We start from the raw sequence: 25,450 nt of genomic DNA, 5'->3' as shown, positions 1-25,450 counted from the left end.
CGCTCAGTTGGTGACCTGGTGCAGGCCCCAGCGGCGCCGCAACGCGCCGTCGGCTGCGCCGAAGAGGCGGTCGATGAGGATGCCGATGGCCAGGATGACGATCATGGTGGCGAGCAGGCCGGCCGAGTCGGCCAGTTCGCGGGCGAAGTGCAACTGTTCCCCCAGGGAGGGCCGGTTGGCGATGATGACGAGCAGTTCGCCGGCCATCAGGGAGCGCCAGGCGAACGCCCAGCCCTGCTTGAGCCCCGCTAGGAACGACGGCAGCGAGGCGGGCAGGATGACGTGCCGGTACAGGGCGAGGCGGCGGAAGCCCAGCATGTGCCCGGCCCGCAGCAGGATCGGCGGGGTGTAGTCGACGCCGGCGATCAGGCCGTTGGCGACGGAAGGAGCGGCGCCGAGCACGACGACGAACAGGATCGCACTCTCGCTCAGCCCGAACAACAAGATGGCGAGCGGGAACCAGGCGATGGACGGCATGGTCTGCAACCCGGTGATCAGCGACCCGACGGCCCGGCGCAGCGGCCGGATACGCGAGACGAGGGCGCCGACGACAAGTCCGACGGCGATGGCCGCCGCGAAGCCGGTCACAGCACGGCGCATGGTGACCGCGACGGCCTGGTAGAACTCGGCCTCCCCGAGGCGGTGGCCCAGCTCGGTCAGGGTGGTCACCGGGCCGGCGAAGACGTACTCCGGCCACCAACCGGCCAGGACCACCGCCTGCCAGGCGAGGATGGTGATGGCGATCGCCGAGGCCACCGGCCACAGCCCCGACCAGGCGCGCGTGGCCAGGCCTGCGCGTCGGCGGCCGGCGAGTTCGAGGGCGTCGAGCCCGGCGATCTGCCGGGCGTGGGTGTCAACGGCCATGACGCAGGACCTCCTGGCGCAACCGGTCGGTGATCTCAGCGGCCTGCTCCGCCACCTCGGCCGAGTCGGTGCGGCGGGGCCGGGACAGCGTCACCGGGAAGTCCTCGACCACCCGCCCCGGTCGGCTGGACAGCAGCACGACCCGGTCGCCGAGCCGGACGGCCTCGCGGACGTTGTGGGTGACGAACAGGACGGCGAGGGCGCGTTCGCGCCAGATGCGCTCCAGCTCGTCGTGGAGCAGGTCGCGCGTCATCGCATCCAGCGCGCCGAAGGGCTCGTCCATCAGCAGCACGTCGGCGTCCTGGGCGAGCGCGCGGGCCAGGGCGACGCGCTGGCGCATGCCGCCGGACAGCTCGTGCGGGCGCTTGCCGCCGAACCCGCCCAGGTGCACGATCTCCAGGAACTCGGCCGCGCGGGCCCGGCGCTCCTTGCGGGCCACGCTCTTGGCGCGCAGGGCCATCTCGACATTCGCCGAGACGGTCAGCCACGGGAACAGCGCCGGCTCCTGGAACATCAGCGCGACCCGGTCGCGGTCGACGTCGACGCGGCCGGCGGTAGGCGCGTCGAGCCCGGCGACCAGCGACAGCAGCGTGCTCTTGCCGCAGCCTGAGGCGCCCAGCAGGCAGACGAACTCGCCCGGCGCCACGTCGAGGGCGACGTCATCGAGGGCCAGCAGGCCGGTCTTGCCCTGGCCGTACATCTTGGAGACGGCCTCCAGCCGCACAGCGGGCTGGTGCCCGCCGTTGCGGCTGCCGGCCTGCTCCGTTAGTGGAGCGGTCATGGGATCTCCCGGGTGGCTTACTTGTCCGCGATGGGGGACTCGCCCTTGGTGGCGAGGACCTCGTTGAGGATCTTCAGGTCGTAGATGCCGTTCAGGTCGACCGGGTCGAGCAGGCCGACCTTGGTGGCGTGCTCGGCGCTGGCGACGAGGGAGGAGGCGATCGGGTCGTTGGTGAAGGTGATGTTCTTGAACGCGCTGTCGAGCACCTCGGGCTTGAGCGGCTTGCCGGTCAGCTTCTGCAGCGCGGCGTTGGCGGTCTGCGCGGCGCCGGCAGGGTCGGAGTTGATGAAGGCGTTGGCCTCGACGTGCGCCTCGATGAGCTTCCGGACCGCCTCCGGGTGCTCCTTGGCGAACTCCTGGCGGACGATCAGATGGGTGATCACGAACTGCTTGTTCGGCCACAGATCGCGCTCGTCGACCAGCACCTTGCCGCCGCTCTCCTTGATGAGGCGGCTGGCGAACGGCTCGGGCACCCAGGCGCCGTCGATGTCGCCGGTGGCGAAGGTCTGAACGGTCTGGGAGTTCTCCTGCGGCACGATGGAGACCTCGCCACCGCCCTTGGTGTCGGTCTTGATGCCCTTCTCGGTCAGCCAGTAGCGCAGCGCCACGTCCTGGGTGTTGCCGAGCTGCGGGGTGGCGATCTTCTTGCCCTTGAGGTCCTCCGGCGTATTGATGCCCGGCTTGACCACCAGGAAGACGCCGCCGGATGCCGCCCCTGCGACGATCTTGATGGCCTGCCCCTTGGACTTGGACCAGGCGTTGATGGCGGGGTTCGGGCCGATGTACGTGGCGTCGATCGCACCGGAGAAGACCGCCTCGATCGCCGCCGGGCCGGCGTTGAACGTGCTGGTCTTCAGCGTCGTGCCGCTTCCCAGATGCTTGGCGTACAGGCCCTTCTCGACGCCGACGAGAGCGGTGGCGTGGGTGATGTTCGGGAAGAACCCGAGCCGCACCTCCGCAGGCCCGCCGCCGGCGGCGTCGCCGCCGCTTGCGTTACCCCCGCTTGCGCCGCCACCGCAGGCCGCCGCCACGATCGTGAGCGCCAGGACGGCCAGTGCGGCCACCACCCCGCGAGCCCTGCGTGCGTACATCGATTCTCCCTATTTCCCACTTATTTAGTAGCTTTAGGGGACTTTATAGCTCTACCCGCACGGTCACGTCAAGCCACACCTCGGTGAGACGTAAGCCAGCAGGCGAGGTCGGGAACCTGGACTTGATCGAGGTCCAGCGCGGAGACCGGCTTGCCGCAGACAAGCATGTCGGGGCTGCGCCCTCGGCCCCGGCGATCAGCGCCCTCTGCCGCAGCGCTCCAAAGAGCTGGTGCGGATCACATTCCACGGTTTCCCCTGGGCCGCCACCATCCTCGGCCTGGCCTTGCTCGCTCTCGTCCTCACCGGCGTCATTCCGCCAGGGCTGGTGCCGTGATGACCGCCGAGATTTCGGCCGCGTCCCGCACGTGGCAGTGGAGCGCGCTCGGGGTTCTCAGCGGCCTGACGGCGGCGTCGCCCCAGGTTGCATGGACCAGGTGGGATCATCTACCGTATTTCCCACTAAACCAGTCTCTTATTATGGAATATGAGAGGTGTCAGTGATCCGTCGTGTCGGGCTCCGGGTGGCGGGCGTGGTCCTGCTGGCCGCGATCTGGTGGGCGGTCTCGGCCGCCCACCTGTGGCCCGAGGTGTTCGTCCCCTCGCCCGGCTCGGTGTGGGAGCAACTCCTCCTGACCTCCTCCGTGCACGACGGGCAGCGCGGCTACAGCGGATATCTGCTGTCGGAGCACCTGCTGGCCAGCCTGCGCCGCATCGCCCTGGGCAGCCTGTACGGCATCGCCGGCGGGATCGCGATCGGCCTCGTCGTCGGGCTCGTGCCCACCGCGCGGGCCTTGCTCAACCCCGTGATCACGTTCGTGCGGACGCTGCCGCCGCTGGCCTACTTCAGCCTCCTCATCATCTGGCTGGGCATCGACGAGCCGCCCAAGGTCTTGCTGCTGTTCGTGGCCGCGCTGCCGCCCGTCGCGGTGGCAACGGCGGACGCGGTACGCGGCGTGCACGAGGACTACTTGCACGCGGCCCGGTCGCTGGGGGCGAGCCGGTGGCAGTTGCCGTACCGGATCGTGCTCCCCTCCGCGCTGCCTGAAGTGATCACTGGCATCCGGGTCGCGGTCGGGGTGGCGTACACCACGGTCGTGGCCGCCGAGACGGTCAACGGGGTGCCGGGGATCGGCGGGATGATCCGCGACGCGCAGCGCTACAACCAGACCGACGTGGTCGTGCTCGGGCTGCTCGTCATCGGCGCCTCCGGCCTGCTCATCGACGCCCTCCTGCAACTCACCGAGCGCCTGCTCGTGCCCTGGCGCGGCAAGGCATGACAAGAAGGCATCAGCCATGAAACACCGCCTCATTCCCGCGCTCGCGCTCGCCCTGTGCCTGGCCGCGTGCTCCAGCGGCACCGGCGCCACCCCGAGCACTGCGCCCAACGCCGACGGCAGCCCCAAGGAAGTGCGCATCGGCTACCAGCTCATCCCGAACGGCGACCTGATCGTCAAGGACCAGCGGTGGCTGGAGACCGCGCTGCCGAACACGAAGATCAGCTGGATCAAGTTCGACTCGGGCGGCGACGTGAACACCGCGATGGTCGCCGGAAGCATCGACATCGGCCTGGCCGGCAGCAGCCCGGTCACCCGCGGCCTGTCCGCGCCGCTGAACATCCCCTACCAGGTGCCGTGGATCTTCGACGTCATCGCCGAGAACGAAGCGCTCGTGGCCCGCCAAGCCGGCTCGGTCGGCGAGCTCAAGGGCAAGAAGATCGCGACCCCATTCGCCTCGACCTCGCACTACAGCCTGCTGGCCGCACTCCAGGAGGCCGGGCTGGCCGAGTCCGAGGTGACCGTCGTCGACCTGGAGCCGCCGGACATCCAGGCCGCCTGGGCACGCGGCGACATCGACGCCGCCTACGTCTGGACGCCAGTCCTCGGCGAGCTGCGCAAGACCGGAAAGGTACTGGTCACCAGCAAGGAGCTGGCCGCCACGGGCAAGCTCACCGCCGACCTGGCCGTGGTCCGCACCCAGTTCGCCACGACGTACCCACAGACACTGCGCACCTGGCTGCAGCAGCAGGACCGGGCGGTCAAGCTGGTACGCGCGGACAAGTCGGCCGCCGCCGCGGCCGTCGGCCGCCAGCTCAACCTCGACCCCGCAGAGGCTTCCAAGCAGATCGACGAGCTCATCCTGCTCGACGGCAAGGAGCAGGCCGGCCCCGACTACCTGGGCACGCCCGAGAAGCCCGGCGCGCTCGCCGAGAACCTGCACAGCGCCGCCGAGTTCCTCAAGTCGCAGAACAAGCTCCCCGCCGTGCCCGACCTGGCCGTGTTCCAGAAGGGGCTGGCCACCAAGGATCTACGCGATGCGTTCGCAGGATAAGGCGCTCACCGCGATGCGCACCGCCGCCGCGGTGCGACTGAGTGAGGTCTCGCTGACATATGGCCTCCCCTCCCGCTGGTCCAGGGCCGAGCCCGTCGAGGCGCTGCGCGGCATCAGCGCCGACATCGGCGCGGGCGAGTTCGTGACCATCGTCGGGCCGTCGGGGCTGCGGCAAGAGCACGCTGCTGCGGCTGGTCGCCGGGTTCGCGTTCCCGACCGGCGGGCAGATCGCCGTGGCGGGCGAACCGGTGACGGCGCCAGGGCCGGACCGAGGCGTGGTGTTCCAGCAACCGCGCCTGTTCCCTTGGCTGAACGTGCGCCGCAACGTGGAGTTCGGGCTGCGGATGGCCGGGGTTCCCTCGCCGGTCAGGCGGTCCCGGGCCGCCGAGCTGCTCGACCTTGTGGGGCTGGGCGACGTGGCCGGGCGGCGGCCGTACGAGCTGTCGGGCGGCATGCAGCAGCGCGCTGCCATCGCCCGCGCACTCGCCCCTGACCCCGCGATCCTGCTCATGGACGAGCCGTTCGCTGCGCTGGACGCACTCACCCGGGAGCGCCTGCAGGAGGAGATCCGGCGCATCTGGCAGGCCACGGGCAAGACCGTGCTGTTCGTCACGCACAGCGTGGACGAGGCGGTCTACCTGGGCACCCGCCTGCTGGTGATGAGCCGCAGGCCCGGCCGCATCGTGCTCGACCAGGCCTCCGACCTCCCGCACGCGCCCGACCCACACACCCACCCGGAGTTCCCCGCCGTACGCGAGATCGTGGCGGCAGCCGTACGGCGGGCCGCCTCCTCCGATACCGAGGTGACCTGATGCGTTTTCACTGGTTCCTACCGACGACCGGCGACGGCCACGAGGTCCGCTCGGCCATCACCACGACCGACGCGTTCCATCCCGTGGCCCGGCCCGCCACCGTGGCCTACCTGACGCAGGTGGCCAGGGCCGCCGAGCAGGCCGGGTTCGAGGCCGCGCTCACCCCGGTCGGCGCGGGCTGCCCGGACCCGTGGATCGTGTGCGCGGCGCTGGCCCAGCACACCGAGCGGCTGAAGATGCTGGTCGCCTTCCGCACCGGCTACGCGCTGCCCACCCTGCTCGCCCAGCAGGCCCAGGCCTTCCAAGAGGTCTCCGGCGGGCGGCTGCTGCTCAACGTCGTCACCGGCGGCGACCCCGTCGAGCAGCGCGCCTACGGCGACTTCCTCGACCACGACGCCCGCTACGCCAGGACCGCCGAGTTCCTGCACGTGCTGCGCCGCTCCTGGGAGGGCGTGCCTTTCGACCACCACGGCGAGCACTACCGCGTCGAGGGCGGCGGGCTGGCCGAGCCCCTCGACCCGGCGCCCGAGCTGTACTTCGGCGGCGCGTCTCCGGCGGCCGAGCAGGTCGCGGTCCGGCATGCCGACGTGGTGCTCATGTGGGGCGAGCCACCACACGCGATCGCCGAGCGCATCGCCCGGCTGCGCGCGCTGGCCGGGCCGCTCGGCCGCAAGCTCCGGTACGGCCTGCGGGTGCACGTCATCGCCCGCGACACCGGCGCCGCCGCCTGGGCCGAGGCTGACCGGCTGCTGGCGGGCATGGATCCGGCCCGCATCGCCGCCGCCCAGCGGCACTTCGCCCGCTACGACTCCGTTGGCCAGCGCCGCATGGTCGATCTGCACACCGGCGACACCCGCGACCTGGAGATCCACCCAGGGCTGTGGGCCGGGGTCGGGCTGGTCCGTGAAGGGGCGGGCACCGCGCTGGTCGGCTCGTACGACGAGGTCGCGGTCCTGCTCCGGGAGTACGCGGCCGCCGGCGTGAACGAGTTCGTCCTGTCCGGGTGGCCGCACCTGGAGGAGGCATACCGGGTCGGCGAGCGCGTACTCCCCCGCCTGGTGCGCGAGGCGGCCGTGCGCACGTAGCGACGACGGGTGGGTACGCCGAGGGCCACGCGTTGTACGCTCAGGCCGCCGCGTGCAGCCACGATCCGGCGACCTGGGCCAGCACCGTCCGGGCCAGCGCGTCGGCATCCCGCAGCAGGGGCGCGATTCCGCCCGGGCCGTCGAACCCGGCGATGCCGCCGGCGGTCCAGGGGCCTAAGGCGAATCGATGATCGTGCACGGCGCCCGTTCGCGTGACCAGCCGCCGGTCGGGGAGGCGCACGTCCAGCAGGCCCGACACCTCCCGGCACTCGCCCCAGGCGAACAGGCCGGCGATCAGCGGATCGGTGCTCCGCCGCACGCTCGGTGCGGGTTGCCGCGCCTCGATGAGCGCCCGCGCCGTCGTCAAGCCGGGGACGGTAGGGCTGGTCGCCCGCCACGCGCCGGCCGCCTCGTCCTGCTCGATGCGCGGCTCGGCGCCGAGAAAGGTGACGACGCCTGCCCGGGCGAGGGCACGCAACTCGGCCTGGCGGGCAAGGGACGGACCACCGGCGAGGAGGCCGGACAGCCTCTGGAGCCAGAGATCGGTCGCTACGCCGGCGGCCAGGGCGGCTCGCGCGGAGAGCAGCCCGTGGATCATCGCCAGGTCGGCGCTGAAGGACGGATCGGCGCGCCGCTCGAGGTCGGCTGCGAGGTAGCCGTGCATCCACCGCTGCAGACCGGCCAGGTCACCGAAGCGCATGCCGTGCAGCGGATGCTCCAGCCGGTCCAGGTGCAGCCGGTCGGCGAAGCCCGGCACGGACTTGGTGACCAGGGCGCGCATCGCCTTGTCACCCCACTCGGCTCGGGTGAAGGCCGCCTCGAACGTCTCCCAAGTCGTCCTGGTTCGCGCCGGATGCCGAGAGAACAGCTCGTGGTAGTACGCGTACGCGAGTTCCTTGGCCACGGCCTGCCGCAACTCCCCTGCCGACGTGGCGGCGGTCACGAACCGCGGCAGATCGGGCAGCGGGCCCGCCAGGCGGTAGCCGGGCCTGGCGTGGTGGGGCACTCCGCGGCGGGAGCCGACATACAGCAGCGGCTCGTCGCCGCTCGGCAGGTAGACCGGCTCGCCCTGCCGTCCCTCGGTGAACCGCCCGCCACGCCCGACGGTCAGCAGCGTCACCAGATCGACGAACGCCCGTCCCGCGCCGCGGATCAGCACCGGCTCACCTGCGGGGACCACCTCCAGATCCAGGTCCGCGGGACGACCGCTGGGCAGATAAGTCAACCCGTGCCGCTCGGCGAAGGCGGCCTCCACCGTCTCCGCCGCCGAGGGCGGCACGTCGAGGTGCCCCTGCGCCAGCACCACGGCATCGGCCTCCAGCTGTCCGCCAGTGGACAACTCCACGCGCTGCGCTCCCGCCGACTCAACGAGCCCGACCGCCCTGGCCCGGTGCACGCGCACCCGGACGTTCGCCGGCGTACCGCGCACCACGCGCTCGAACGCATAGGCCAGATATCCGCCCACCTCGGACCGTGAGGCGGAGTATTCAGGCTCGCTGCCCAGCCACTCCGCCAGCGACGGCCCCGGCCGGACGGGGCGCGTCGCGGCATCTGTGAAGACCGTGAGGCTACCCGCCGCGGAGTCGGCCCGCAGCACCCCGGGCTGGCCGATCCGCCACGAGCGGCCCGCGCCCGGCGGATAGGGGTCTACCACGTGCAGATCAAGCACGCGCCCTCGGCCCGACTGCGGCGCGTTGGCGCAGATCCGCTCCACCAGGCACGTCCCGATCGGGCCCGCGCCGATCACCACCACCGCGCTCATGGGCGGTCCCCGGTCGAAACGACTCCGCTTCTGCTCGCCTTCCGCGCCTCGAACTCGCGTGTCACGTCTTCCTCCTGTAAGACTCCTGCTCGTTTGCCCGCTGTCAGTCCGTTCAGCGGGTGCGTTGCGAGAGGCGATCAGCGACACTGCGCGCTGGCGACGCGGCCGAAGTCCACGTGCGCACGCATGGTCAGGAGAATGTCGTGGCTCATGAACAGGAAGCTACACACCACCGAGCAAGTTAGCAACTTTACCTACTGGATATACATAGATTTACGGTGTGGCGGTCCGCGATCGAGCGGTGACGATCAGCCCGGTGGCAGCCACGATCATCCAGGCGGCGAGATAAGCGAACGCGGCAGCCGGGGAAAGGAAAGTCCACAGCAGCCCGGCGATGGCGCTGGCGGCGAAGTTGCCCAGCGACTGGACGGCGGCCAGCAGACCGAACGCCGAACCGCGCAGGCCGGCGGGCGCCAGCGCGGCAACGGCGGAGTGCTCCGCGGTCTCCACCGCGCCGATGCCGACCCCGGCCAAGACGAACGGCACCGCCAGCAGCCAGATGCTCGCGCCGGTGACGGCGAACAGGCCGTAGGCCAGAGCGAAGGCGATCACGCCGGCGGCCAGGACGAGGGCCGGACCGCGTGCGCCGATCCGGTCGGCGACATGGCCGGCGGGCACGGACGCCACCGTGGCGGCGAGGTTGTAGGCCGTGTAGAGGGCCAGCGCGATCATGGTCGCGCCGGCGGCGCCGTGAGCGGGGGTGAGCAGTTCGGTGGCGCGCAGGATGAGCATGGTCGCCGCGACGTTGCCGACCTCGAACGCACTGATCGCGCCGAGGATCTTGCCGAGGTCGCCGCGCAGGATGGGGCGGATGCGGATGCGCAGGGGCACCTTGTCGCGTTGCCGGGGGCGGGCGGTGTGCCGGATGGCGTAGATGATCGCCGCGGCGGCGAGCAAGCCGGGGACGACGGAGATGATGATGGCGGTCTTGACGCTGAAGAGGGCGACCAGAGCAATGGCCAGCAGCGGGCCCAGGACCGCGCCGAGGTTGTCCATCATGCGCTCGAAACCGTAGGCCCGGCCGTAGGCGGTGGGCGCGACGATGTCGGCCAGCAGTGCATTGCGTGCCGGCACCCGTAGGCCGCGGGCGGTCCAGGCGCCGGCGCGCAGCAGGGCGACCTGCCAGACGGCGGTGGCGGCGCCGATGCCGGCCGACAGCACGGCGGTGGTGGCATAGCCGCCGACGGCGATCGCTCGGCGGCGTTTGGGGTCGTCGGCCAGGGCGCCGCCGCCGAACCGGGCGGCTCCCGCCAGCGCGTCGGAGACGCCCTCGATCAGCCCGAGCGCGCCGGCAGGCGCGCCCAGGGTGGAGGTGAGCAGGCTGGGCAGCAGCGCGGAGGGCACCTCGTGCCCGACGTCGGCGAGCAAGCTCGCCCCGCCTATGCCGGCTACCCCCGGACTGAACCAGCCACTCCCCGGCACGTCGCCGGGCCGAGCGGGGTTGCCGGCGGACTCGTCGGGGGCGGAGGCAGCGTCGGTCACGGCGGCAAGTATGCCGTAGGACCAATCCGGACCATAGGCGATATTTCCTACCTAATATGCATGTTATGCTCGCCGACATGCGCACGACCTCCACACCGGCTGTCCTGGTTGCGGCAGCGCTCGCCCTCACGGCGTGCGGCGGGGCCGACAGGCCGCTCGCTTCCTCCCCCGGCAAGTCCGTCATCCTCATCACGCCGAACCCCGTCGGGACCAACAGCTTCCTGCAGCTCAGCGTGAAGGGCGCGGAAGCCGCAGCCAAGGAGATCGGCGCCTCGTTCAAGCTGTACGAGAGCAAGGACCCCACGAGCATCGCGCAGAATCTCGACGCCGCCGTCAGGGCGAAGCCGACCCTGATCGTCGGGGTCAGCTTCTCGTTCGACGACCTGTTCGCCACCGTGCCGAAGCAGCATCCCGGCCAGCAGTTCCTCCAGGTGGACTCGTGCGCCAAGGACCAGGCGGCCAACCTCACCTGCGTGTCGTTCAAGGAGCACGAGGCGGCCTACCTGGCCGGGGTGGAGGCGGGCCTGCTGTCCAAGAGCGGCAAGATCGGCGTGGTGGCCGCGCTCGACTCGCCGTTCGTGCACCGTTGGATCGACCCGTTCTTCGCCGGCGCCAAGTCCGTCAACGCCTCCGTCACCGGCACGCCCCTGTACGTCGGCGGCAACAACCCCTTCAGCGATCCGGCGAGAGCCAAGTCGCAGGCCCAGACCCTGACCGGCCAGGGCGCCGACATCGTGGCCGCCGCAGCGTCCGGAGGCAACCAGGGCGTGTTCGAAGCGGCGGCCGCCGCCGGGGCCAAGTCGTTCGGCGTGGACGTCAACCAGTGCGCACAGAGCCCAGGCACGATCATCGACAACGTGCTCAAGCACGTCGACGTGGCCGAGAGCGCCGCCATCAAGGACATCGCGGCGGGCCGGGCGGGCGGCCTCAAGGTGTACGGGCTCAAAGAGGGCGGCGTCGGCGTGAACGCCCTCGGCCCGGACCTGTCCGCCTCCGGCTGCGCGGTCGCCTCGAGCCCCGACGTGGTCACCAAGGTCAAGCAGGTACGCGACGACATCGTGGCCGGCCGGGTCACGGTCGCCGACCCGCTGGCGGGATGAGCGCGCTCGAGCACGCTCGCCGACCCGCTGATGGGGTGCCTGCGCCGGCGGTCGAGCTGGCCGGGATCACCAAGCGCTTCGGCGACGTGCTGGCCAACGACGGAATCGACCTGGCAGTGCGGCCGGGCGAGGTGCACGCCGTCGTCGGCGAGAACGGCGCGGGCAAGTCCACGCTGATGTCCGTGCTCTACGGGCTGCACCGCCCCGACGCCGGCCAGGTACTGCGTGCGGGGGTTCCCGTCCGGCTGCGCTCCCCCGCCGATGCCATCGCCCATGGGCTGGGCATGGTGCACCAGCGCTTGCGGCTCTTTCCCGGCCTGAGCGTGGCCGAGAACGTGGTGATCGGGGCCGAGCCGGTGCGGCACGGCGTGCTCGACCGGGCGGCCGGCCGCCGAGCGGTGACCGAGCTGGCCAGGCGGTACGGACTGGACGTGGATCCCGCGGCGCGCGTAGGTGAACTGCCGGTAGGAGTGCGGCAGCGCGTGGAGATCCTCAAGGCGCTCTACCGGCGGGCCGAGGTGCTCATCCTGGACGAGCCCACCGCCGTGCTCACCCCTGGCGAAGCCGAGGGGCTGTTCCGCATGGTCAGGGAGTTGACCACTGAGGGTGTGTCGGTGCTGCTCGTCACGCACAAGCTGGAGGAGGTGCTGGCGGCGAGCGACCGGGTCACGGTGCTGCGCGGCGGGCGGGTGACCGGCCGGTTCGACACGGCGGCCACCTCGGCGGACGAGCTGGTCCGCGCCATGATCGGCCGCTCGGTCGCCACGGCGCCCGCTAGACCTGGGCGGCCCGCGCCGCTCCCCTTTTCGGAACGGCCTTATCTGCTCGACGTGCGAGACCTGCGGGTGCGGGATCGTGACGGCGTCATGGCGGTGGACGGAGTCTCGTTCGGAGTGCGCGCCGGTGAGATCGTCGGCCTCGCGGGCGTGGCGGGGAACGGGCAGCGTGAACTTTTGGACGCCGTGACAGGGCTCCGGTCCGCCGACTCGGGTTCGGTGCTGCTCGACGGGCGGCCTGTCGGCGGTGGCCGGGAGCGGCGCATCGCCTCCGTGCCCGCGGACCGTGCGGGCCGGGCGACGGCTCCCGGCATGTCGCTGGCCGACAACCTGCTGATGGGCGAGCAGCGCGGCGTCGGCCTGAATCCCGCCCGGGTTCGGCGGCGGGCCGCGGCTTTGGTGGAGCGGTTCTCCATCCGCGCCGCGTCGGTGACGGCGCCGATCGAGCGCCTGTCCGGCGGCAACGCGCAGAAGGCGGTGCTGGCCAGGGAGCTGTCCAAGGACACGCCGGTGCTGGTGGTGGAGGAGCCGACGCAGGGATTGGACGTGGGCGCTCAGGAGCGGATCCACGCGTTGCTGGGCGAGGCGCGCGACGCCGGTCGGGCGGTGCTGGTGCAGTCCAGCGAGCTGTCGGAGCTGCGCGCCCTGGCCGATCGGGTGCTGGTCATGTTCGAGGGCCGCGTGGTGGCCGAGCTGCCGGTGGCGGAGGCCACGGACGAGCGTCTCGGCGCCGCCATGACGGGCGCCGCCGTCTCGAGGCCGCCCGCAGGCTCGGAGACCGCCGGATGACCCGCGTCGGCAACCCTCCGTTGACGCCGCCGTGTCGGCAGGCTGAACAGGTGCGCGTGCTCGCGCGGCGGCTGGCGCTGTCGCCCGCCGTGCTGTCCGTGGCGGGCGCGCTGGCGGTCACCACCCTCGTCATGATCGCTGCCGGGGTCGACCCGTCGCTCGCCTACCCCGCGCTGGCGCGGGGCGCGCTCATGGACGGCAACCTCGAGTACACGATCGCCACCTACGTTCCCACGCTCGGCATGGCGCTGGCATTCGCGATCCCGCTGCGCGCGGGCGAGTTCAACCTGGGCGGCGACGGCCAGTTGTCGCTCGGCGGCATCGCGGCGGCGGCGCTGGCACTGCATGCCGGCGGCTCGTTCGTGGTGCCGCTGCTAGGGGCAGCGTTGGCGGGGGCGCTGCTGGCGGGCCTGTCCGCGCCGCTGCGCACCCGGCTCGGCGTCCCGGCGATCGTCAGCTCGCTGCTGCTCGGCGCCCCGGCGGTGGCGCTGGCCTCCTATCTGGCCAGGTTCCCGCTGGCCGAGCCGGGAACGGGGCTCGCGCAGACGCCGCTGCTGCCGGACGCGGCCCGCCTGGCCGCGCTCGGCTCCAGCGCGTACGTCACCATCGGGCTGCCCGTGGTCGCCGTCCTGACCGCGGTCTGGCTGTATGCCGACGCGCGCACCGTCCCGGGCTACGAGATCCGTGCGATCGGCGCGAACCGCGAGTTCGCCCGGTACGGCGGCGTCCGCGTGGACCGGCTGGCCGCCGTCACGCTGGCCGCGGGCGGCGCGTTGGCGGGGCTGGCCGGAGGCCTGATCGTGCTCGGCCCGCCCTACCGGTTCGTGGACGGCGCGCTGACCGCGCCGGGCTACACCTTCACGGCGATCGCGGCCGTGCTGCTGGCCGCGGGACGCCCGCCGGCGATCCCCGCGACGGTGGCGCTCATGACGATCCTGCAGGCCGGTGGGCAGGGGATGGAACGGGACGCAGGCGTTCCGAGCCAGCTCACCCAGATCGTGCAAGGCCTGATCATCGTGATCGTCGCGGTGGCCGCCGTCGTCCGCACCCGGCTTGCGGGGATGCGCGGATGACCGCGTTCCTGACGGCGGTGCTCACCGCGACCACGCCTGTCGTGCTGGCGGCTCTCGGGGGACTGCTGTGCTCGGCGTCCGGCGTCTTCAACATGGCCCTGGAAGGACAGCTGCTGTGGGGCGCGTTCACGGCCGTGCTGATCAGCCATCTGACCGGCAGCGCCTGGCTCGGCGTGACCGGGGCCGTGCTCGCCACCGCCCTGTACGCCCTGCTGCTGTCGGTACCCGCCGTCACCTTCCGCGCCGACGCCGTCGTCGTGGCGGTCGGGGTGAACTTGCTCGCGCTCGGCTTGACGGCGTTCCTCATGCGGCTGGTGTTCGGAAGCGGCGGCACCTTCAGCTCCCCGGACCTGGCCGGACTGCCCACGCTCGCCGAACTCGGACTGGACCTGCCGGTGCTCGGGCCACAGTCACCGCTGGTGCCGCTCGCGTTCCTGCTGGTGGCGTGGGCCGCGTGGTGGCTCGGCCGGACCAGGTCGGGGCTGCGGCTGCGCGGCATCGGGCAGCACGCGGAGGCCGCCGAGTCGATCGGCCTGCGCGTGCCGCTCTACCGGCACGGCGCGGTGCTGGGGGCGGGCGCGCTGTGCGGGCTCGGCGGGGCGCAGCTCGCGCTCGGGAACGTGACGCTGTTCAGCGAGGGGATGAGCGCGGGGCGGGGCTGGGTCGCCGTGGTGGCCGTGATGCTCGCCGGTGCCCGGCCGTGGCTCGGGCTGGGGGCGTGCCTGCTGTTCGGCGCGGCCGAAGCGCTGGGGTTCCGGTTGCAGGGGGCGGGGCTGCCGCAGCAGGCGGCCGATGCCGCCCCGTATCTGATCACGCTGCTGGCCCTGGTCGTGGTGGCGGCGACACGTCGGAAGGAGACGGTGTGAACGGCCCGGTACTCGCTGATTCCGTGCGCTTCGCGGGGGACGCGGTGGAGATCCTCGATCGCCGCGTGTACCCGTTCGAGGTGCGCTGGGTCCGCTGTGCCACCAGCGAGGACGTGGCGGTGGCGATCGAGCGGATGGTGACGCAGAGCTCGGGGCCGCTGTTCGCGGCCACGGCCGGCCTGGTGCTCGGCGCCCGGGAGGCTCGACGGGACCCTCCTGAGGAGGCGGCAGCGCGGCTGCGGGCCGTGGGAGCGCGGCTGGTGGCGACTCGGCCCACCAACAACCACATCCGGGACGCCGTGGAGGCCGTGTTGTCGGCGACGGTGGGCGAGGACTCGGCGCGACTGGCCGGGGACGAGCTGGCGGCGGCCGTCGAGGCGGCGGCGCGGGCGCACGAGGACGGCTACCGGGCGCGCAGCGCCGCGGTCGGGGAGCACGCCGCCTCGCTGCTCGGCGACGGCACGAAGGTGCTCACCCACTGCTGGGCCGACGCGTTCCTGATCGCGACCGTCCGGGCGGCGCAGGCGGCGGGCAAGCGGCTGGAGTTCGTCTGCACCGAGACCCGCCCCTACTTGCAAGGGGCGCGGCTGACCGCGGCGACGCTGGTCGAGATGGGTTACCGGCCGACGCTCATCACCGACGGCATGGTCGCCGCCGCCCTGGCCGACGGGCTGGCCGACGTGGCGCTGACCGCCGCCGACCGGGTGACGCTGGACGGCCACGTGATCAACAAGGTCGGCACGCTCGGCGTCGCGCTGGCCGCCAAGGCCTCCGGCATCCCGTTCTACGCGCTGATCGACGCCCCCGACCCGCAGGCGCCCACCGCACGAGACGTCGTGATCGAGCGACGCGACGGTGACGAGGTGCTGCACGTGCTTGGCCAGCGCACCGCCGCCGACGGCGTGACCGGTTACTACCCGGCCTTCGACGTGACCCCGCCCTACCTGGTGACCCGCATCGTGACCGAGCACGGCGTCCACCATCCTGAGGAGCTCTCATGAGACGAATCGTGGTCGACACCGACACCGGCATCGACGACGCCCACACCCTGCTGTACCTGGCAGGCCGCCCCGACGCCGAGATCGTTGCGATCACCTCGGTGTACGGCAACTGCACGGAGGAGGACGCCGCCCGCAACATCGGCTACGTCGCCCGCCTGCTCGGCCTGGACGTATCCGTCGCCAGGGGCGCCGCCGAGCCGCTGCGCGGCCCTGCCCACATCGCCGGGTACGTCCACGGCAAGGACGGCCTGGGCGACCTCGGCCACGACCGGCCGCTACCGGAGGTGACCACCGAGTCAGGACCGGAGCTGCTGGTACGGCTGGCGAACGAGCAGCCCGGCGAGCTTGACCTGCTCGCGCTCGGCCCGCTCACCAACCTGGCGCTGGCCCTGCGCCTGGACCCCGAGCTGTTCACCAAATACCGCTCGGTGGTGCTCATGGGCGGCTCGGGACCCTACGCCCCACCCGGCACCCTGCTGATGATCGACGCCAACGTCAACAACGACCCTGAGGCGGCGCGCGCGGTCTTCGCGGCGCCGCGCCGCGAGCTGGTCATGGTGGGCGTGAACGTGACGGCGGGCACGATCCTGGACGAATCCGCCATCGTCACCCTGCGGGCGTCCGGCACGCCCACGGCACGCTTCGCGACCGAGATCCTGGACGCGTACCTGGACTTCTACCAGAACGAGTGGGGCCGCAGGATCATCCCGCTGCACGACCCCCTCGCCGCGGGCATCCTGCTGGACCGCACCTTCGCCACCGCCTGGACGGACGGCCCGGTCAACGTGCGCGGCGACGGCTTCCTGCACCGGGCCAGGCTGATGCGTACGCACGACGGCCTGCCCCCGGCTTTCCCCTACGAGCCCGCACCGGACACACGGGTGATCACCGCCGTGGACGCCCGCAGGTTCGTGACCGACTTCGTGGAGGTGCTGACCCGGTGACCACGATCGTGCTCGATATCGAGGGAACGACCAGCTCGACGGAGTCCGTGCACGTCGGCCTGTACGCCTACGCGCGGCCCCGGCTCAGCCCGTACCTCGACGCCCACCGCGACGACCCGGACGTGCGCGCGGCGCTCGCCGAGATCGGCGCGGCAACCGCGGCGGAGGCGGTGAAGGTGCTGCACGGCTGGATGGACGGCGACGTCAAGGCCACCCCACTCAAGACGCTGCAGGGGCGAATCTGGGCCGAGGGCTTCGCGGCGGGCGAGCTGACCGCCCACTTCTTCCCCGACGTGCCGCCGGCGCTGCGCGCCTGGCATGCGGCCGGGCACCGGCTGGCGGTGTTCTCCTCCGGCTCGGTGGCCAGTCAGCGGCCGTGGTTCGCGGGCACCGCGTACGGCGACCTGTCGGTGCTGGTCGGCCACTGGTTCGACACCGTCAACGCGGGCCCCAAGCGGGAGCCCGCCTCATACGCGCGAATCGCGGAGACCCTGGGCGACCCCGCCAGGCTGCTCTTCCTGTCCGACGTCCCGGCCGAGCTGGACGCCGCGGCGGCGGCCGGCTGGCGCACCACCGGAGTGCGCAGACCGGGCGAGCCGAACGCGGCCACACCGTTCGGCGCCCATCCCGTCATCACGACCTTCGAGGAGATAGACCTATGAGCAGCGTGGACACGAAGCTGGCCGCCGAGCGGGTGCACGCGGCCGGCGCGAGGCTGGCGGTGGAGGCGGCGCGCTTCACCGGGATCGGGTGGATGCGCGGCACCTCCGGCAACATCTCGGAGGTGGTGTCACGGGAGCCGCTGCGGCTGGCCGTCACCGCGAGCGGGCTGGACAAGGGCGAGTTGCTGCCGACGGACGTGGCGGTGGTCGGCGTGCGCGGCGAGCCCGTTGCCGTGGACGGCGTGGAGCCGCTCAAGCCGTCCGCCGAGGCCGGGCTGCACGCCCGGGTAGCCGCACTGACAGGAGCCGATGCGGTCGTGCACGTTCACGCGCTCAACGCGGTCGTGGCCGGGCACCGCTGGCCGGGCGGGGTGTCGCTGCGGGACGTGGAGACGCTCAAGGGCATCGGCCGCCTGGCTCACGATGACGAGGTCACGATCCCGGTCATCGGCAACAGCCAGGACATGGAAGAGCTGGGCGACCGGTTCGAGGCGGCCTACGACCCGCGTACGCCGGCCGTCATCGTGGCCGATCACGGTCTGTACGCCTGGGGCGGGGACCTGAAGCACGCCAGGCACATCACAGAGTGCGTGGAGTGGCTGCTCTCCTACGCGCTAGCCATCGCCTGACGTGTCGTCGTCCCGCCGAGGGGCGTCGCGCTCCGCCTTGAGCTCCTCGGCGAGCTGCCTGGTCCAGGCCAGGCGCTCCTCCTCCGGCAGGTCGAAATAGCCCTCCGGCAGCGCGAAGTGGACCTTCTTACGTCTCCAGAAAGCCACCGTCGCCTCCCGTCTGAATGTAGTCGCGGGTCCTCACATCGTAGATGGCGATCTGGTCGGTCTCCCTGGCCAGCTTGATCGCCCCTCTCTTCCTGGGGAGGTTCATGGACGGTTCGAGCCACATCTTCCCGTCCTCGATCCAGCACCCCAGATAGATGTTCTTGCGGCTCTCGAAGATGTCGCGGTTGTCGCGCAGATACTTGTCAATGGCCCGCGCCGCAACGTCCGGATCGTCGAGGATGCTCTCGGGGAACTGGGCGGTACGCCCGGTCGTGGCCACCATGTAACCCCTGGCGGGCGGCCGACCGGTGACCGGTGACCAGGAAAAGCCGCCACTGCGCCGGGCGTCCCTGATCAGCCCGCCGAGCGGCACCGGCTTGGCGCCGCGGAAGAACCTGGCGGCCCGGCGGGCGATGAAACCGGCCGCGCCCGGGGGGACCCTACGCAACCAGCACCCGCGACGCCTGGTGCACGGCAAGGTTCAGCAGCAGGCCGGTGAGCCGCTTGGCGGCCGGGATCGTCAGCAGCGAGCCGCCGGAGGTCGCCGCCGCCGTGACGGCCGCCAGGCGGATCCTGACCAGCAGCGCGACGAGCTGTACGAAGAAGGCGATCTTGAGAGCGAGCACGAGCGCGGCACAGACCACCAGGCAGACGCCGACGACCCGGGCGCCGGTCACGCCTTCGGCGACCACCGTGCGCGGGGCGTCCTCGCGCCTCCACGTGGTCAGGAACGCATCGATCGCCTCACCTGCGTTGCCGCGCAGGACGGCCTCGGCGACGGCGTCCGCCTGCCCGGTGGCGACATCGAGCCGGGCGCCGAAGCCGATCCAGGCGGTGGCCAACCGGTGCAGCGACTCCTCGTCCACCTCGGGCCACAGATAGCCGAGCTCGTTAAGTAGGGCCGCGAGTTCGGCCGGCAGCCTCACGCCCACGTCCCGCTCCTGATCGCCAGGATCGAGTCCTGCTCGGCGGCCTCGTAGGCGGCGGCCATCGAGACCAGCCCTTCGCCGTGCTCGCCCAGCGCGGTGACCGCCGACTCGACGGACTCGGCCGCGATCTCGTGGATGGCGGCACAGGCTGCGGAGATCATGGCGCTGATGTCATCGTTCCGTGGAAGGGAACCCACAGCGGAGACGGCGGCGAGCAGCTCATCGAAAGCGGCGCGCACCTCGATGGCGACCTCGCCCACGTCCGTTCCCGCGCCCTCCAGAACGGTCTTGCGGATTTCCATGTGCTTATCCCTCGATTCTCCTGTCGAGCTGCCGGAGAACATCGCCGATGGCGTCGGCGAAAACGCCGAACCGGTCGGCCGAGAACTGCTGAAGCTCGTGTAACTCCGCCGACAGCGCCGCCAGATCCGGGACGGCCTGGCCACCGGCTGCTGCGGACACGCCGTCCAGCGCCTCGTTCACCGTCCGCAAGACCACTTCGGCCAGGTCGCCGGAGTCCAGCCGCCGGGCTCGTGGATTCAGCCGCAGCGACTGCAGGCGAGGGCCCTCGGCCGTCAGGACCGCCGTCGCGCGGACCGTCCCTTCGGGCGCCGCTGCCTCGTGCCGGACGTCGGGCAGGGCCGGCGGTTCCGTCCGGGCGGCCTCCACGGCTCGTCTGGCGGCCTCGATGAGCCGGTCGAAGTCGTCGGCACCGAGGTCGCCGATCATCTGCCTGCCTCCGCCATGACCTGTCCCACCCGGTCGAACAGCGGTTTCGGCTCGCCCTGCCGCGTCTCCCCGGTGAGCAGCAACCTGGCCGCCGCCAGGACGGCCCGGATGGCGCGCTCGCGCCGCTGCTCCGGCAGGGTCTCGATGTCGCTGACCGGGGAGAAGCCGATCACCCGCCGGGCCGCCTTGGCCGCGGCGAACGGCACGGCGTCCGCGTAGACCTTGGCCAGGTAGCTCTCCAGGTCGATGACGCGGGGGTCGGCCCGGCCCGGCCACAGGGCGGCGAGCTCGTCGGCGAACCCCTGCCAGGTCTCGGCCGCCTGCGCCAGCACCCACGCTGCGTGCGCGTCCTCGCCCAGGACGAGCGCGCGGGCGGCGGCCAGCACATAGTTGCCCCACAGCGCGCCGACGTCGAAGCCGACTGGGCCGTAGAAGGCGAACTCGACGTCGAAGGCCCTGGTCGAGTGGGGTTCGTCGCGGACCAGGACGGAGCCGGTGTGAAGGTCGCCGTGGATCAGCGCCTCGGCGTGCGTCATGAACGCGAGCTTGGCCGCCCCGATGGCCACGCGCACGCCGGGGTCGCCCGCGTAGGCGGCCACGTCCGCCTCGTTGGCGGGCAGGATCCGGTTGTGCTCGTGGGAGATGTACGGCTCGGTGAACACGAGATCCTCGGTGATCTCGCACAGCTCCGGGTTGGCGGCGGTGGCCAGCGCCGATTTGTGTCCCTTGGCGCCGAGCCCGAACACGGAGGTGCCGAACGCCACCTTCGCGACATACCGCCCGAGGTCCTCGGCCACGCCCTCGTGCCGCAGCCCCTCGTTGAGCGCGCCCCGCCACACCCGGTGGCCGGATAGGTCTTCGATGGCGATGACGTGCCACTCGTCGTCGGTGTCGTAGATCTCCGGCACGAGGCCGGGCGCGACCTGGTTGTGCACGCGCAGCGCGCGTCCCTCGATGCCGTTGCGTTCTGGGGTGATGGGCCAGGTGGGGTCCACCCGCACGTACGGCAGCGCCTGCTTGAGCACCAGCCCGCCGCCGTCGGCCTCGGCCACGAACACCAGGTTGAGGTTGCCATCGCCCACCTCCCGCACCCGCGAGACCGCACCGAAGCGGGCGAGAGCGTTCCGCGTGGCGACGTAGCCGGGCACTGTGTCAACGGTGAGGAGCTCGTAGCTCACCTGATCCTCCTGAGCGTGTAACTGGTCACCAGCGCGCCGACGAGCAGCGCGCCCTGGACGAACGTCTGCGCGTAGTAGGGGGCGTTCAGCATGGTCAGGCCGTTGATCATGACGCCGATGAACAGCGCGCCCACCACCGTGCCCAGCGCATTGGGGCGGTTGGCCCCGAGCACGGCGAAGCCGATGAGCGCCGCGGCCACCGACTGCAGCAGGTACGGGTCCCCGGCGCCCACATCGCCCCTGCCGAGCCGGGCGGACAGCAGGATCCCGGCGATCGCCGCGCACACCCCCGACACCGCGTACGCCAGGGCGCGGTAGCGGGCCACGCGGATGCCCGCCAAGCGGGCCGCTTCGGCGTTGCCGCCGATCGCGTACAGCGCGCGGCCCCAGCGGGTGTGGTTGAGCAGCACGTACACTGCAGCGGCGATCAGGGCGAACACCACCACCGGGACCGGCACGGAGGCGATCGTGCCACCGCCCAGCCAGGCGAAGCCCTCGGTATAGCGGCCGGGGGCGGGCGCGCCGTCCACCGTCATGCCCGGCGCGATCGACTGGCCGCCCGTGACGATCAGCGCCAGGCCCTGGAACAGGAACAGCGTGCCCAGCGTCGCGACCAGGTCGGGCACCTTGGCCACGACGGTCAGCAGCACGTTCACGCCGGCCACGAGCAGCCCGGTGAGCAGCCCGGCCACGATCGCGGTGCCGCCGGTCAGGTTGAACCTGACCATGGTCAACGCGGTCACCATGACCACCGCGCCGACGCAGGCGCCGGCCGACAGGTCGAACCCGCCGGTCGTCATGGAGACGGTGACGCCGAGCGCGACGATCCCGACCACGGCCACGGACTGCAGCACGACCAAGGCGTTGGGGTAGGTCGCGAACGCGGGCCGCAGCAGGGAGAACAGGACGACCATGAGGGCCAGCACGCTTAGCAACCCGTAACGGTAGGCCACGGCGGCGGCTCGGGACGCGACGCGGTGGGACGATATGCTGCGGCTCGCGCCTCGCGCGGTGGCGATCATTCTCGGCCTCCCGGCTCGATCAGGGAAGCGGGCGCAGCGCTCACTCCAGTGCCCGACATGAGAGCGGCCAGGCGGTCCGGCGTCACGCCGGCGATCGGCAGCTCGCCCACCAGGTCGCCCTCGTGCAGCACGAGCACCCTGTCCACCAGGTCGTACAGCTCCTGCGGATCGGAGGAGGCCACGACGACGGCCGACTCCCGTGCGCGTTCCCTGATCACCCGGCCGATGTCCGCCCGCGCGGCCAGGTCCACACCTCGGAACGGCTCGTCGAGCACCAGCAGCCGCGGCTCCCCCACCAGCCAGCGGCCGACCACCACCTTCTGCTGGTTGCCGCCGGACAGCGCCTCGATGGGCGCCTCCTGCCCAGGACCTCGCACCCCGAACAGGTCGATGACGTGCCGGGCGGCGGCCGACTCCGAGCGGCGCGCCAGCAGTCCCGACCGGGTGTGCCGGCGCAGCCACGGCAGCGTGACGTGCGCGCGCACCGACCATCCGGGCACCATGGCCTGCGCCGCCCGTTCCTCGGGCGCGAACGCCACCCCCGCCGCGATCGCGTCGCGGGGGTCCTTCGGCTTGTACGGCACACCGTCGAGGGACAGCTCCCCCGACACCAGCGGCCGGGCACCGCCGAGCTGCTCGAGCAGCTCAGTTTTCCCGGCCCCGACCAGCCCGGTCACGCCCAGCAGCTCCCCGGCGCGAACCCGGAAGCCGAACGCGTGCCCGCCCGGCAGCGCCCGCACCCCGCCGGCGACGAGCACGTCCCGCACCGCACCCGCACCGGCCTCCCGCGCAACGGCCGCCCGGCGAGCGTGCGCATCGGCCGCCGAGCCCAGCATGGCGCCCACGATCGCCGCCCGATCGAGCGGCGCGGCGAACGTGGCGACCAGTTCACCGTCCCTGAGGACCACCACCCGATCGCACAGCGCCTCGATCTCCGACAGCCGGTGCGACACATACAGCACCGACACGCCCGCGGCCGCCGCCTCCCGCACCCGGGCGGTGAGCGCGCCCGCCTCGACCTCCGACAGCGTGGACGTGGGCTCGTCGAGGATCAGCAGCCGGGCGTGGCGAGCCAGTGCGCGGGCGATGACGATCTGCTGCCGGGCGCTCGCCGGCAGACTCTCCACCGGCGCGTCCATGGACAAGCCGAGCCCGGGAGCGGCGGCGGACGCGGCGGCTCGGATCCGGGCACGGGTCTGGAACCACCCCCGCCGCCCCCGTGCCGCCAGCGCGTCGAGCGTGAGGTTCTCCGCCACGGTGGCGCCGAAGACCACGCCGTCGTCGATGTTCTGGTGCACGGTCTGCACCCCGGCCGCCTGCGCGTCCAGCGGGCCGCCGAACGACAGGGGTCTCCCCTCGTATGACAGCGTCCCGGAGCTGGGCGCGGTCGCCCCGGAGAGGATTTTGATGAGCGTGGACTTGCCGGCCCCGTTGGTGCCGATGAGCCCCACGATCTCGCCCCGCCGAAGGTCGAGAGTGACCGAGGACAGGGCCGTGGTGGCGCCGTACACCTTGGAGACGGACGTGACCGCGAAGGTCACGGCGCCGCCCACGGCACGCGCGCCACGTCGGGCGTGGTCAGGCCGGGGAAGGCTCGAGTCAGCTGCTCGACGCTGGTGATGCCGGCGTCCCGCAGCCCCTTCTGCGTAATCAGCGACGGCGGCACGGTGAGCGCCCGGTCCACTTGCCCGCCCGCGACCAGCAGGACGGCCGCCCGTACCGCGACCCGGCCCACGTTGGCGGGGTCGGTGGCCGAGGTGGCGACCCACGGGCTGTTCGGCTCGGTCATGACGCCGATGTCGGCGGTGGACACATCCGCACCATAGATTTTGACCTTGCCCGCCAAGCCAAGCTCCTTGACCGCCAGCGCGGCGCCCTTGGCGAACTCGTCGTACGGCGCGAAGATCGCCTTGACAGCCGGATGGGCCTGGAGCGCCGCCTTGGCCTGGTCGGCCACAGCCGAGGCGGTCGAGCTGTTGACCACGCCGATCTGCGCCACCTGCTTGATTCCCGGGTTGTCCTTCTGGAACTGCTCCCAGGTCTCGTTGCGCCGGTCCAGCGGCGCGAAGCCCGCCACGTAGACGTAGACGACCTCGCCGGAGCCGCCCGTGTCCGCCTTCAGCGCGCCCAGCGCCTGCTCAGCGATCTGGTGATCGTCCTGGCTTAGGGTGACGGCCTCTGCGGTGCCGGGATCGACGTCGAACGCGACGAGCGGGATCTTGGCGGCCACCGCCTTCTTGATGGCCGGCTGCACCGTCTGGGCGAACCCGTGATCGACGATGATCGCGTCGGCCTTGGCGGTGACGGCCTGCTCCAGGTTGAGCGCCTGTTTGTCGTTGTTGCCGTCGCCGCTGGAGATCTCCAGCTTCACGTTGAGCGCCTTGGCCTCTGCCTGGGCACCGGCGAGCCACTGCTCGAAATAGTCACCGGAGGACAGCTGGCGGACCAGGGAGATCCTGACGTCGCCCGCAGCGAACTTGGCGGGTGCGGGGGCCGTCGGGCTCGCCGCGGCAGGTGACGGCGAGGGCAGTGGAGCGGATGGGGCGGCGGCGGGTGTGCCCTGAGAGCAACCGGCCAGGGCGAGGAGCGCCGCGACGCCCACGAGTCTTGCGAGGTTCACACAGCGGACTATATCCAACTATTCATGCATGTATTGTAGGCTTTATGGTCATGACGTACTTGACCGTTTACACCGACGGCGAGCAGCCGGAGACGCTGCTGGCGACCGAGGACGCCGCGGAGATCGCGGCGACGCTGAAGGAGATCGACGTCGTCCTGCGGCACTGGGCGGTCGTCGAAGACCTGCCGGGGGACGCCGGCCAGGAGGAGATCCTGGCGGCCTACCGGCCGGAGGTGGACCGCGTCATCGCCGAGGAGGGCTACACGTTCGTCGACGTCGCCCGACTCCACCCCGACGACAGCCCCGACTGGCCGGAGCGGGCCGCGGCGGCCAGGCAGAAGTTCCTGAACGAGCACACGCACGACGACGACGAGGTGCGCTACTTCGTCGCCGGCTCCGGCATCTTCTACCTGCACGTGAACGGCAAGGTGCACGCGGTGCTGTGCGAGGCCGGCGACCTGCTGAGCGTGCCCAAGAACACCACGCACTGGTTCGACATGGGCACGCGGCCCGACTTCACCGCCATCCGTTTCTTCCACGACGACGACGGCTGGATCGGCGACTTCACCGGCGACCCCATCGCCGAGCGCATCCCGGACTTCGACACGATCACGTCCACCCGTGCCGCCAGCACGGCTGGAGCGTGACCGCTCAGGAAAGCAGGACCGGGCCCATGCCCAGGGCTGCGCACAGGAGCAGGTCTCGGCGGCCGGGGCTTCG

27 protein-coding genes are annotated in these 25,450 nt (G+C 71.8%); 13 read left to right on the top strand and 14 right to left on the bottom strand.

From position 1 onward, the window contains the following. Positions 1-3 precede the first annotated feature (3 nt). The 3 genes from Q9G87_RS42115 to Q9G87_RS42105 are packed head-to-tail and all read right to left on the bottom strand — an operon-like array spanning position 4 to position 2,736. Positions 4-864 (bottom strand): ABC transporter permease, encoded by an 861-nt coding sequence (locus Q9G87_RS42115; RefSeq protein WP_305922204.1) that lies wholly within the window; start codon positions 862-864, stop codon positions 4-6. After that, positions 854-1,645, bottom strand: a complete 792-nt coding sequence (locus Q9G87_RS42110; RefSeq protein ID WP_305922203.1) for an ABC transporter ATP-binding protein — start codon at positions 1,643-1,645, stop codon at positions 854-856. The genes Q9G87_RS42115 and Q9G87_RS42110 overlap by 11 nt, the downstream gene beginning before the upstream one ends. 17 nt (positions 1,646-1,662) lie before the next feature. Then, on the bottom strand, positions 1,663-2,736 hold the full coding sequence (locus Q9G87_RS42105; RefSeq protein ID WP_305922202.1) for an ABC transporter substrate-binding protein: 1,074 nt from the start codon (positions 2,734-2,736) through the stop codon (positions 1,663-1,665). Positions 2,737-3,233: 497 nt separating this feature from the next. Between Q9G87_RS42105 and Q9G87_RS42100 the strand changes: the two genes are divergently transcribed. The 4 genes from Q9G87_RS42100 to Q9G87_RS42085 all read left to right on the top strand — a co-directional run bounded on the left by Q9G87_RS42100 (position 3,234) and on the right by Q9G87_RS42085 (position 6,961). Next, the gene (locus tag Q9G87_RS42100) at positions 3,234-4,013 is read left to right on the top strand and encodes an ABC transporter permease (RefSeq protein WP_305922201.1); all 780 of its coding nucleotides are present in this window, start codon (positions 3,234-3,236) and stop codon (positions 4,011-4,013) included. A gap of 16 nt (positions 4,014-4,029) precedes the next feature. Beyond that, a complete protein-coding gene (locus tag Q9G87_RS42095; RefSeq protein WP_305922200.1) occupies positions 4,030-5,064 on the top strand; it encodes a taurine ABC transporter substrate-binding protein in 1,035 nt (344 codons plus the stop codon). A gap of 182 nt (positions 5,065-5,246) precedes the next feature. Then, entirely contained in the window at positions 5,247-5,876 is a 630-nt protein-coding gene (locus tag Q9G87_RS42090) for an ABC transporter ATP-binding protein (protein WP_371825909.1), read from the top strand. After that, positions 5,876-6,961, top strand: coding sequence for an LLM class flavin-dependent oxidoreductase (locus tag Q9G87_RS42085; RefSeq protein ID WP_305922199.1), 1,086 nt, complete (start codon positions 5,876-5,878; stop codon positions 6,959-6,961). The genes Q9G87_RS42090 and Q9G87_RS42085 overlap by 1 nt, the downstream gene beginning before the upstream one ends. A 40-nt stretch (positions 6,962-7,001) precedes the next feature. Here Q9G87_RS42085 and Q9G87_RS42080 read toward each other — a convergent pair whose 3' ends face one another. Further along, positions 7,002-8,723, bottom strand: coding sequence for an FAD/NAD(P)-binding protein (locus Q9G87_RS42080; RefSeq protein WP_305922198.1), 1,722 nt, complete (start codon positions 8,721-8,723; stop codon positions 7,002-7,004). A 273-nt stretch (positions 8,724-8,996) separates the two neighbouring features. Further along, positions 8,997-10,265 (bottom strand): MFS transporter, encoded by a 1,269-nt coding sequence (locus Q9G87_RS42075; RefSeq protein ID WP_305922197.1) that lies wholly within the window; start codon positions 10,263-10,265, stop codon positions 8,997-8,999. Positions 10,266-10,342: 77 nt separating this feature from the next. Between Q9G87_RS42075 and Q9G87_RS42070 the strand changes: the two genes are divergently transcribed. From Q9G87_RS42070 to mtnB, 8 genes are read left to right on the top strand one after another with little or no spacing between them, the layout of a single operon-like run. Then, positions 10,343-11,365 (top strand): BMP family ABC transporter substrate-binding protein, encoded by a 1,023-nt coding sequence (locus Q9G87_RS42070; RefSeq protein ID WP_305922196.1) that lies wholly within the window; start codon positions 10,343-10,345, stop codon positions 11,363-11,365. Continuing rightward, positions 11,362-12,930 carry an ABC transporter ATP-binding protein gene (locus Q9G87_RS42065; RefSeq protein WP_305922195.1) on the top strand — a complete coding sequence of 523 codons (1,569 nt, stop codon included), beginning with the start codon at positions 11,362-11,364 and terminating at the stop codon, positions 12,928-12,930. Before Q9G87_RS42070 ends, Q9G87_RS42065 begins: the two co-directional genes overlap by 4 nt. A gap of 50 nt (positions 12,931-12,980) precedes the next feature. Next, positions 12,981-14,003: an ABC transporter permease gene (locus Q9G87_RS42060; RefSeq protein ID WP_305922194.1), complete on the top strand. Its 1,023-nt coding sequence runs from the start codon at positions 12,981-12,983 to the stop codon at positions 14,001-14,003. Continuing rightward, a complete protein-coding gene (locus Q9G87_RS42055; protein WP_305922193.1) occupies positions 14,000-14,869 on the top strand; it encodes an ABC transporter permease in 870 nt (289 codons plus the stop codon). The genes Q9G87_RS42060 and Q9G87_RS42055 overlap by 4 nt, the downstream gene beginning before the upstream one ends. Further along, positions 14,866-15,870, top strand: coding sequence for a s-methyl-5-thioribose-1-phosphate isomerase (locus tag Q9G87_RS42050; protein WP_305922192.1), 1,005 nt, complete (start codon positions 14,866-14,868; stop codon positions 15,868-15,870). Before Q9G87_RS42055 ends, Q9G87_RS42050 begins: the two co-directional genes overlap by 4 nt. After that, a complete protein-coding gene (locus Q9G87_RS42045) occupies positions 15,867-16,814 on the top strand; it encodes a nucleoside hydrolase (RefSeq protein ID WP_305922191.1) in 948 nt (315 codons plus the stop codon). The genes Q9G87_RS42050 and Q9G87_RS42045 overlap by 4 nt, the downstream gene beginning before the upstream one ends. Next, positions 16,811-17,476, top strand: coding sequence for an acireductone synthase (gene mtnC, locus Q9G87_RS42040; protein WP_305922190.1), 666 nt, complete (start codon positions 16,811-16,813; stop codon positions 17,474-17,476). The genes Q9G87_RS42045 and mtnC overlap by 4 nt, the downstream gene beginning before the upstream one ends. Beyond that, entirely contained in the window at positions 17,473-18,105 is a 633-nt protein-coding gene (mtnB, locus tag Q9G87_RS42035; RefSeq protein ID WP_305922189.1) for a methylthioribulose 1-phosphate dehydratase, read from the top strand. Before mtnC ends, mtnB begins: the two co-directional genes overlap by 4 nt. On the opposite strand, the gene Q9G87_RS42030 is transcribed toward mtnB, so the two are convergent. Genes Q9G87_RS42030 through Q9G87_RS41990 form a run of 9 tightly spaced genes read right to left on the bottom strand, consistent with a single transcriptional unit; the run spans position 18,091 to position 24,730 of the window. Beyond that, a complete protein-coding gene (locus tag Q9G87_RS42030; protein WP_305922188.1) occupies positions 18,091-18,252 on the bottom strand; it encodes a hypothetical protein in 162 nt (53 codons plus the stop codon). The two genes, mtnB and Q9G87_RS42030, sit on opposite strands and share 15 nt — an antisense overlap. Then, positions 18,233-18,700, bottom strand: a complete 468-nt coding sequence (locus Q9G87_RS42025; protein ID WP_305922187.1) for a hypothetical protein — start codon at positions 18,698-18,700, stop codon at positions 18,233-18,235. Before Q9G87_RS42025 ends, Q9G87_RS42030 begins: the two co-directional genes overlap by 20 nt. Next, positions 18,693-19,184 (bottom strand): WXG100-like domain-containing protein, encoded by a 492-nt coding sequence (locus Q9G87_RS42020; protein WP_305922186.1) that lies wholly within the window; start codon positions 19,182-19,184, stop codon positions 18,693-18,695. Before Q9G87_RS42020 ends, Q9G87_RS42025 begins: the two co-directional genes overlap by 8 nt. Next, positions 19,175-19,483, bottom strand: a complete 309-nt coding sequence (locus tag Q9G87_RS42015) for a hypothetical protein (RefSeq protein WP_305922185.1) — start codon at positions 19,481-19,483, stop codon at positions 19,175-19,177. The genes Q9G87_RS42020 and Q9G87_RS42015 overlap by 10 nt, the downstream gene beginning before the upstream one ends. 4 nt (positions 19,484-19,487) lie before the next feature. Continuing rightward, on the bottom strand, positions 19,488-19,910 hold the full coding sequence (locus Q9G87_RS42010) for a hypothetical protein (protein WP_305922184.1): 423 nt from the start codon (positions 19,908-19,910) through the stop codon (positions 19,488-19,490). After that, positions 19,907-21,088 (bottom strand): S-methyl-5-thioribose kinase, encoded by a 1,182-nt coding sequence (gene mtnK / locus Q9G87_RS42005; RefSeq protein ID WP_305922183.1) that lies wholly within the window; start codon positions 21,086-21,088, stop codon positions 19,907-19,909. The genes Q9G87_RS42010 and mtnK overlap by 4 nt, the downstream gene beginning before the upstream one ends. Next, complete coding sequence (locus tag Q9G87_RS42000) at positions 21,085-22,110, bottom strand: ABC transporter permease (protein WP_305922182.1); 1,026 nt, start codon at positions 22,108-22,110, stop codon at positions 21,085-21,087. The genes mtnK and Q9G87_RS42000 overlap by 4 nt, the downstream gene beginning before the upstream one ends. Then, complete coding sequence (locus Q9G87_RS41995; RefSeq protein ID WP_305922181.1) at positions 22,107-23,651, bottom strand: sugar ABC transporter ATP-binding protein; 1,545 nt, start codon at positions 23,649-23,651, stop codon at positions 22,107-22,109. Before Q9G87_RS41995 ends, Q9G87_RS42000 begins: the two co-directional genes overlap by 4 nt. Then, positions 23,648-24,730: a substrate-binding domain-containing protein gene (locus tag Q9G87_RS41990; protein ID WP_305922180.1), complete on the bottom strand. Its 1,083-nt coding sequence runs from the start codon at positions 24,728-24,730 to the stop codon at positions 23,648-23,650. Before Q9G87_RS41990 ends, Q9G87_RS41995 begins: the two co-directional genes overlap by 4 nt. Positions 24,731-24,780: 50 nt before the next feature. Here Q9G87_RS41990 and Q9G87_RS41985 point away from each other — a divergent pair, with 50 nt between their 5' ends. Further along, positions 24,781-25,377, top strand: a complete 597-nt coding sequence (locus Q9G87_RS41985; protein WP_305922179.1) for a 1,2-dihydroxy-3-keto-5-methylthiopentene dioxygenase — start codon at positions 24,781-24,783, stop codon at positions 25,375-25,377. Positions 25,378-25,450: the final 73 nt, after the last annotated feature.

Origin of the sequence: Nonomuraea turcica (assembly GCF_030718205.1) — a bacterium.
Lineage (GTDB): Bacteria > Actinomycetota > Actinomycetes > Streptosporangiales > Streptosporangiaceae > Nonomuraea.
This window is presented reverse-complemented; position numbering and strand designations above follow the sequence as displayed.

Bases quoted from the DNA above. Each gene is read 5' to 3' on its own strand.
- Q9G87_RS42015 (WP_305922185.1), bottom strand. From the start codon at position 19,483: ATGGAAATCCGCAAGACCGTTCTGGAGGGCGCGGGAACGGACGTGGGC.
- Q9G87_RS42080 (WP_305922198.1), bottom strand. From the start codon at position 8,723: ATGAGCGCGGTGGTGGTGATCGGCGCGGGCCCGATCGGGACGTGCCTG.
- Q9G87_RS42055 (WP_305922193.1), top strand. From the start codon at position 14,000: ATGACCGCGTTCCTGACGGCGGTGCTCACCGCGACCACGCCTGTCGTG.
- mtnB (WP_305922189.1), top strand. From the start codon at position 17,473: ATGAGCAGCGTGGACACGAAGCTGGCCGCCGAGCGGGTGCACGCGGCC.
- Q9G87_RS42065 (WP_305922195.1), top strand. From the start codon at position 11,362: ATGAGCGCGCTCGAGCACGCTCGCCGACCCGCTGATGGGGTGCCTGCG.
- Q9G87_RS42110 (WP_305922203.1), bottom strand. From the start codon at position 1,645: ATGACCGCTCCACTAACGGAGCAGGCCGGCAGCCGCAACGGCGGGCAC.
- Q9G87_RS42000 (WP_305922182.1), bottom strand. From the start codon at position 22,110: ATGATCGCCACCGCGCGAGGCGCGAGCCGCAGCATATCGTCCCACCGC.
- Q9G87_RS42045 (WP_305922191.1), top strand. From the start codon at position 15,867: ATGAGACGAATCGTGGTCGACACCGACACCGGCATCGACGACGCCCAC.
- Q9G87_RS42115 (WP_305922204.1), bottom strand. From the start codon at position 864: ATGGCCGTTGACACCCACGCCCGGCAGATCGCCGGGCTCGACGCCCTC.
- Q9G87_RS42085 (WP_305922199.1), top strand. From the start codon at position 5,876: ATGCGTTTTCACTGGTTCCTACCGACGACCGGCGACGGCCACGAGGTC.
- Q9G87_RS42070 (WP_305922196.1), top strand. From the start codon at position 10,343: ATGCGCACGACCTCCACACCGGCTGTCCTGGTTGCGGCAGCGCTCGCC.
- Q9G87_RS42105 (WP_305922202.1), bottom strand. From the start codon at position 2,736: ATGTACGCACGCAGGGCTCGCGGGGTGGTGGCCGCACTGGCCGTCCTG.
- Q9G87_RS42095 (WP_305922200.1), top strand. From the start codon at position 4,030: ATGAAACACCGCCTCATTCCCGCGCTCGCGCTCGCCCTGTGCCTGGCC.
- Q9G87_RS42010 (WP_305922184.1), bottom strand. From the start codon at position 19,910: ATGATCGGCGACCTCGGTGCCGACGACTTCGACCGGCTCATCGAGGCC.
- Q9G87_RS41985 (WP_305922179.1), top strand. From the start codon at position 24,781: ATGACGTACTTGACCGTTTACACCGACGGCGAGCAGCCGGAGACGCTG.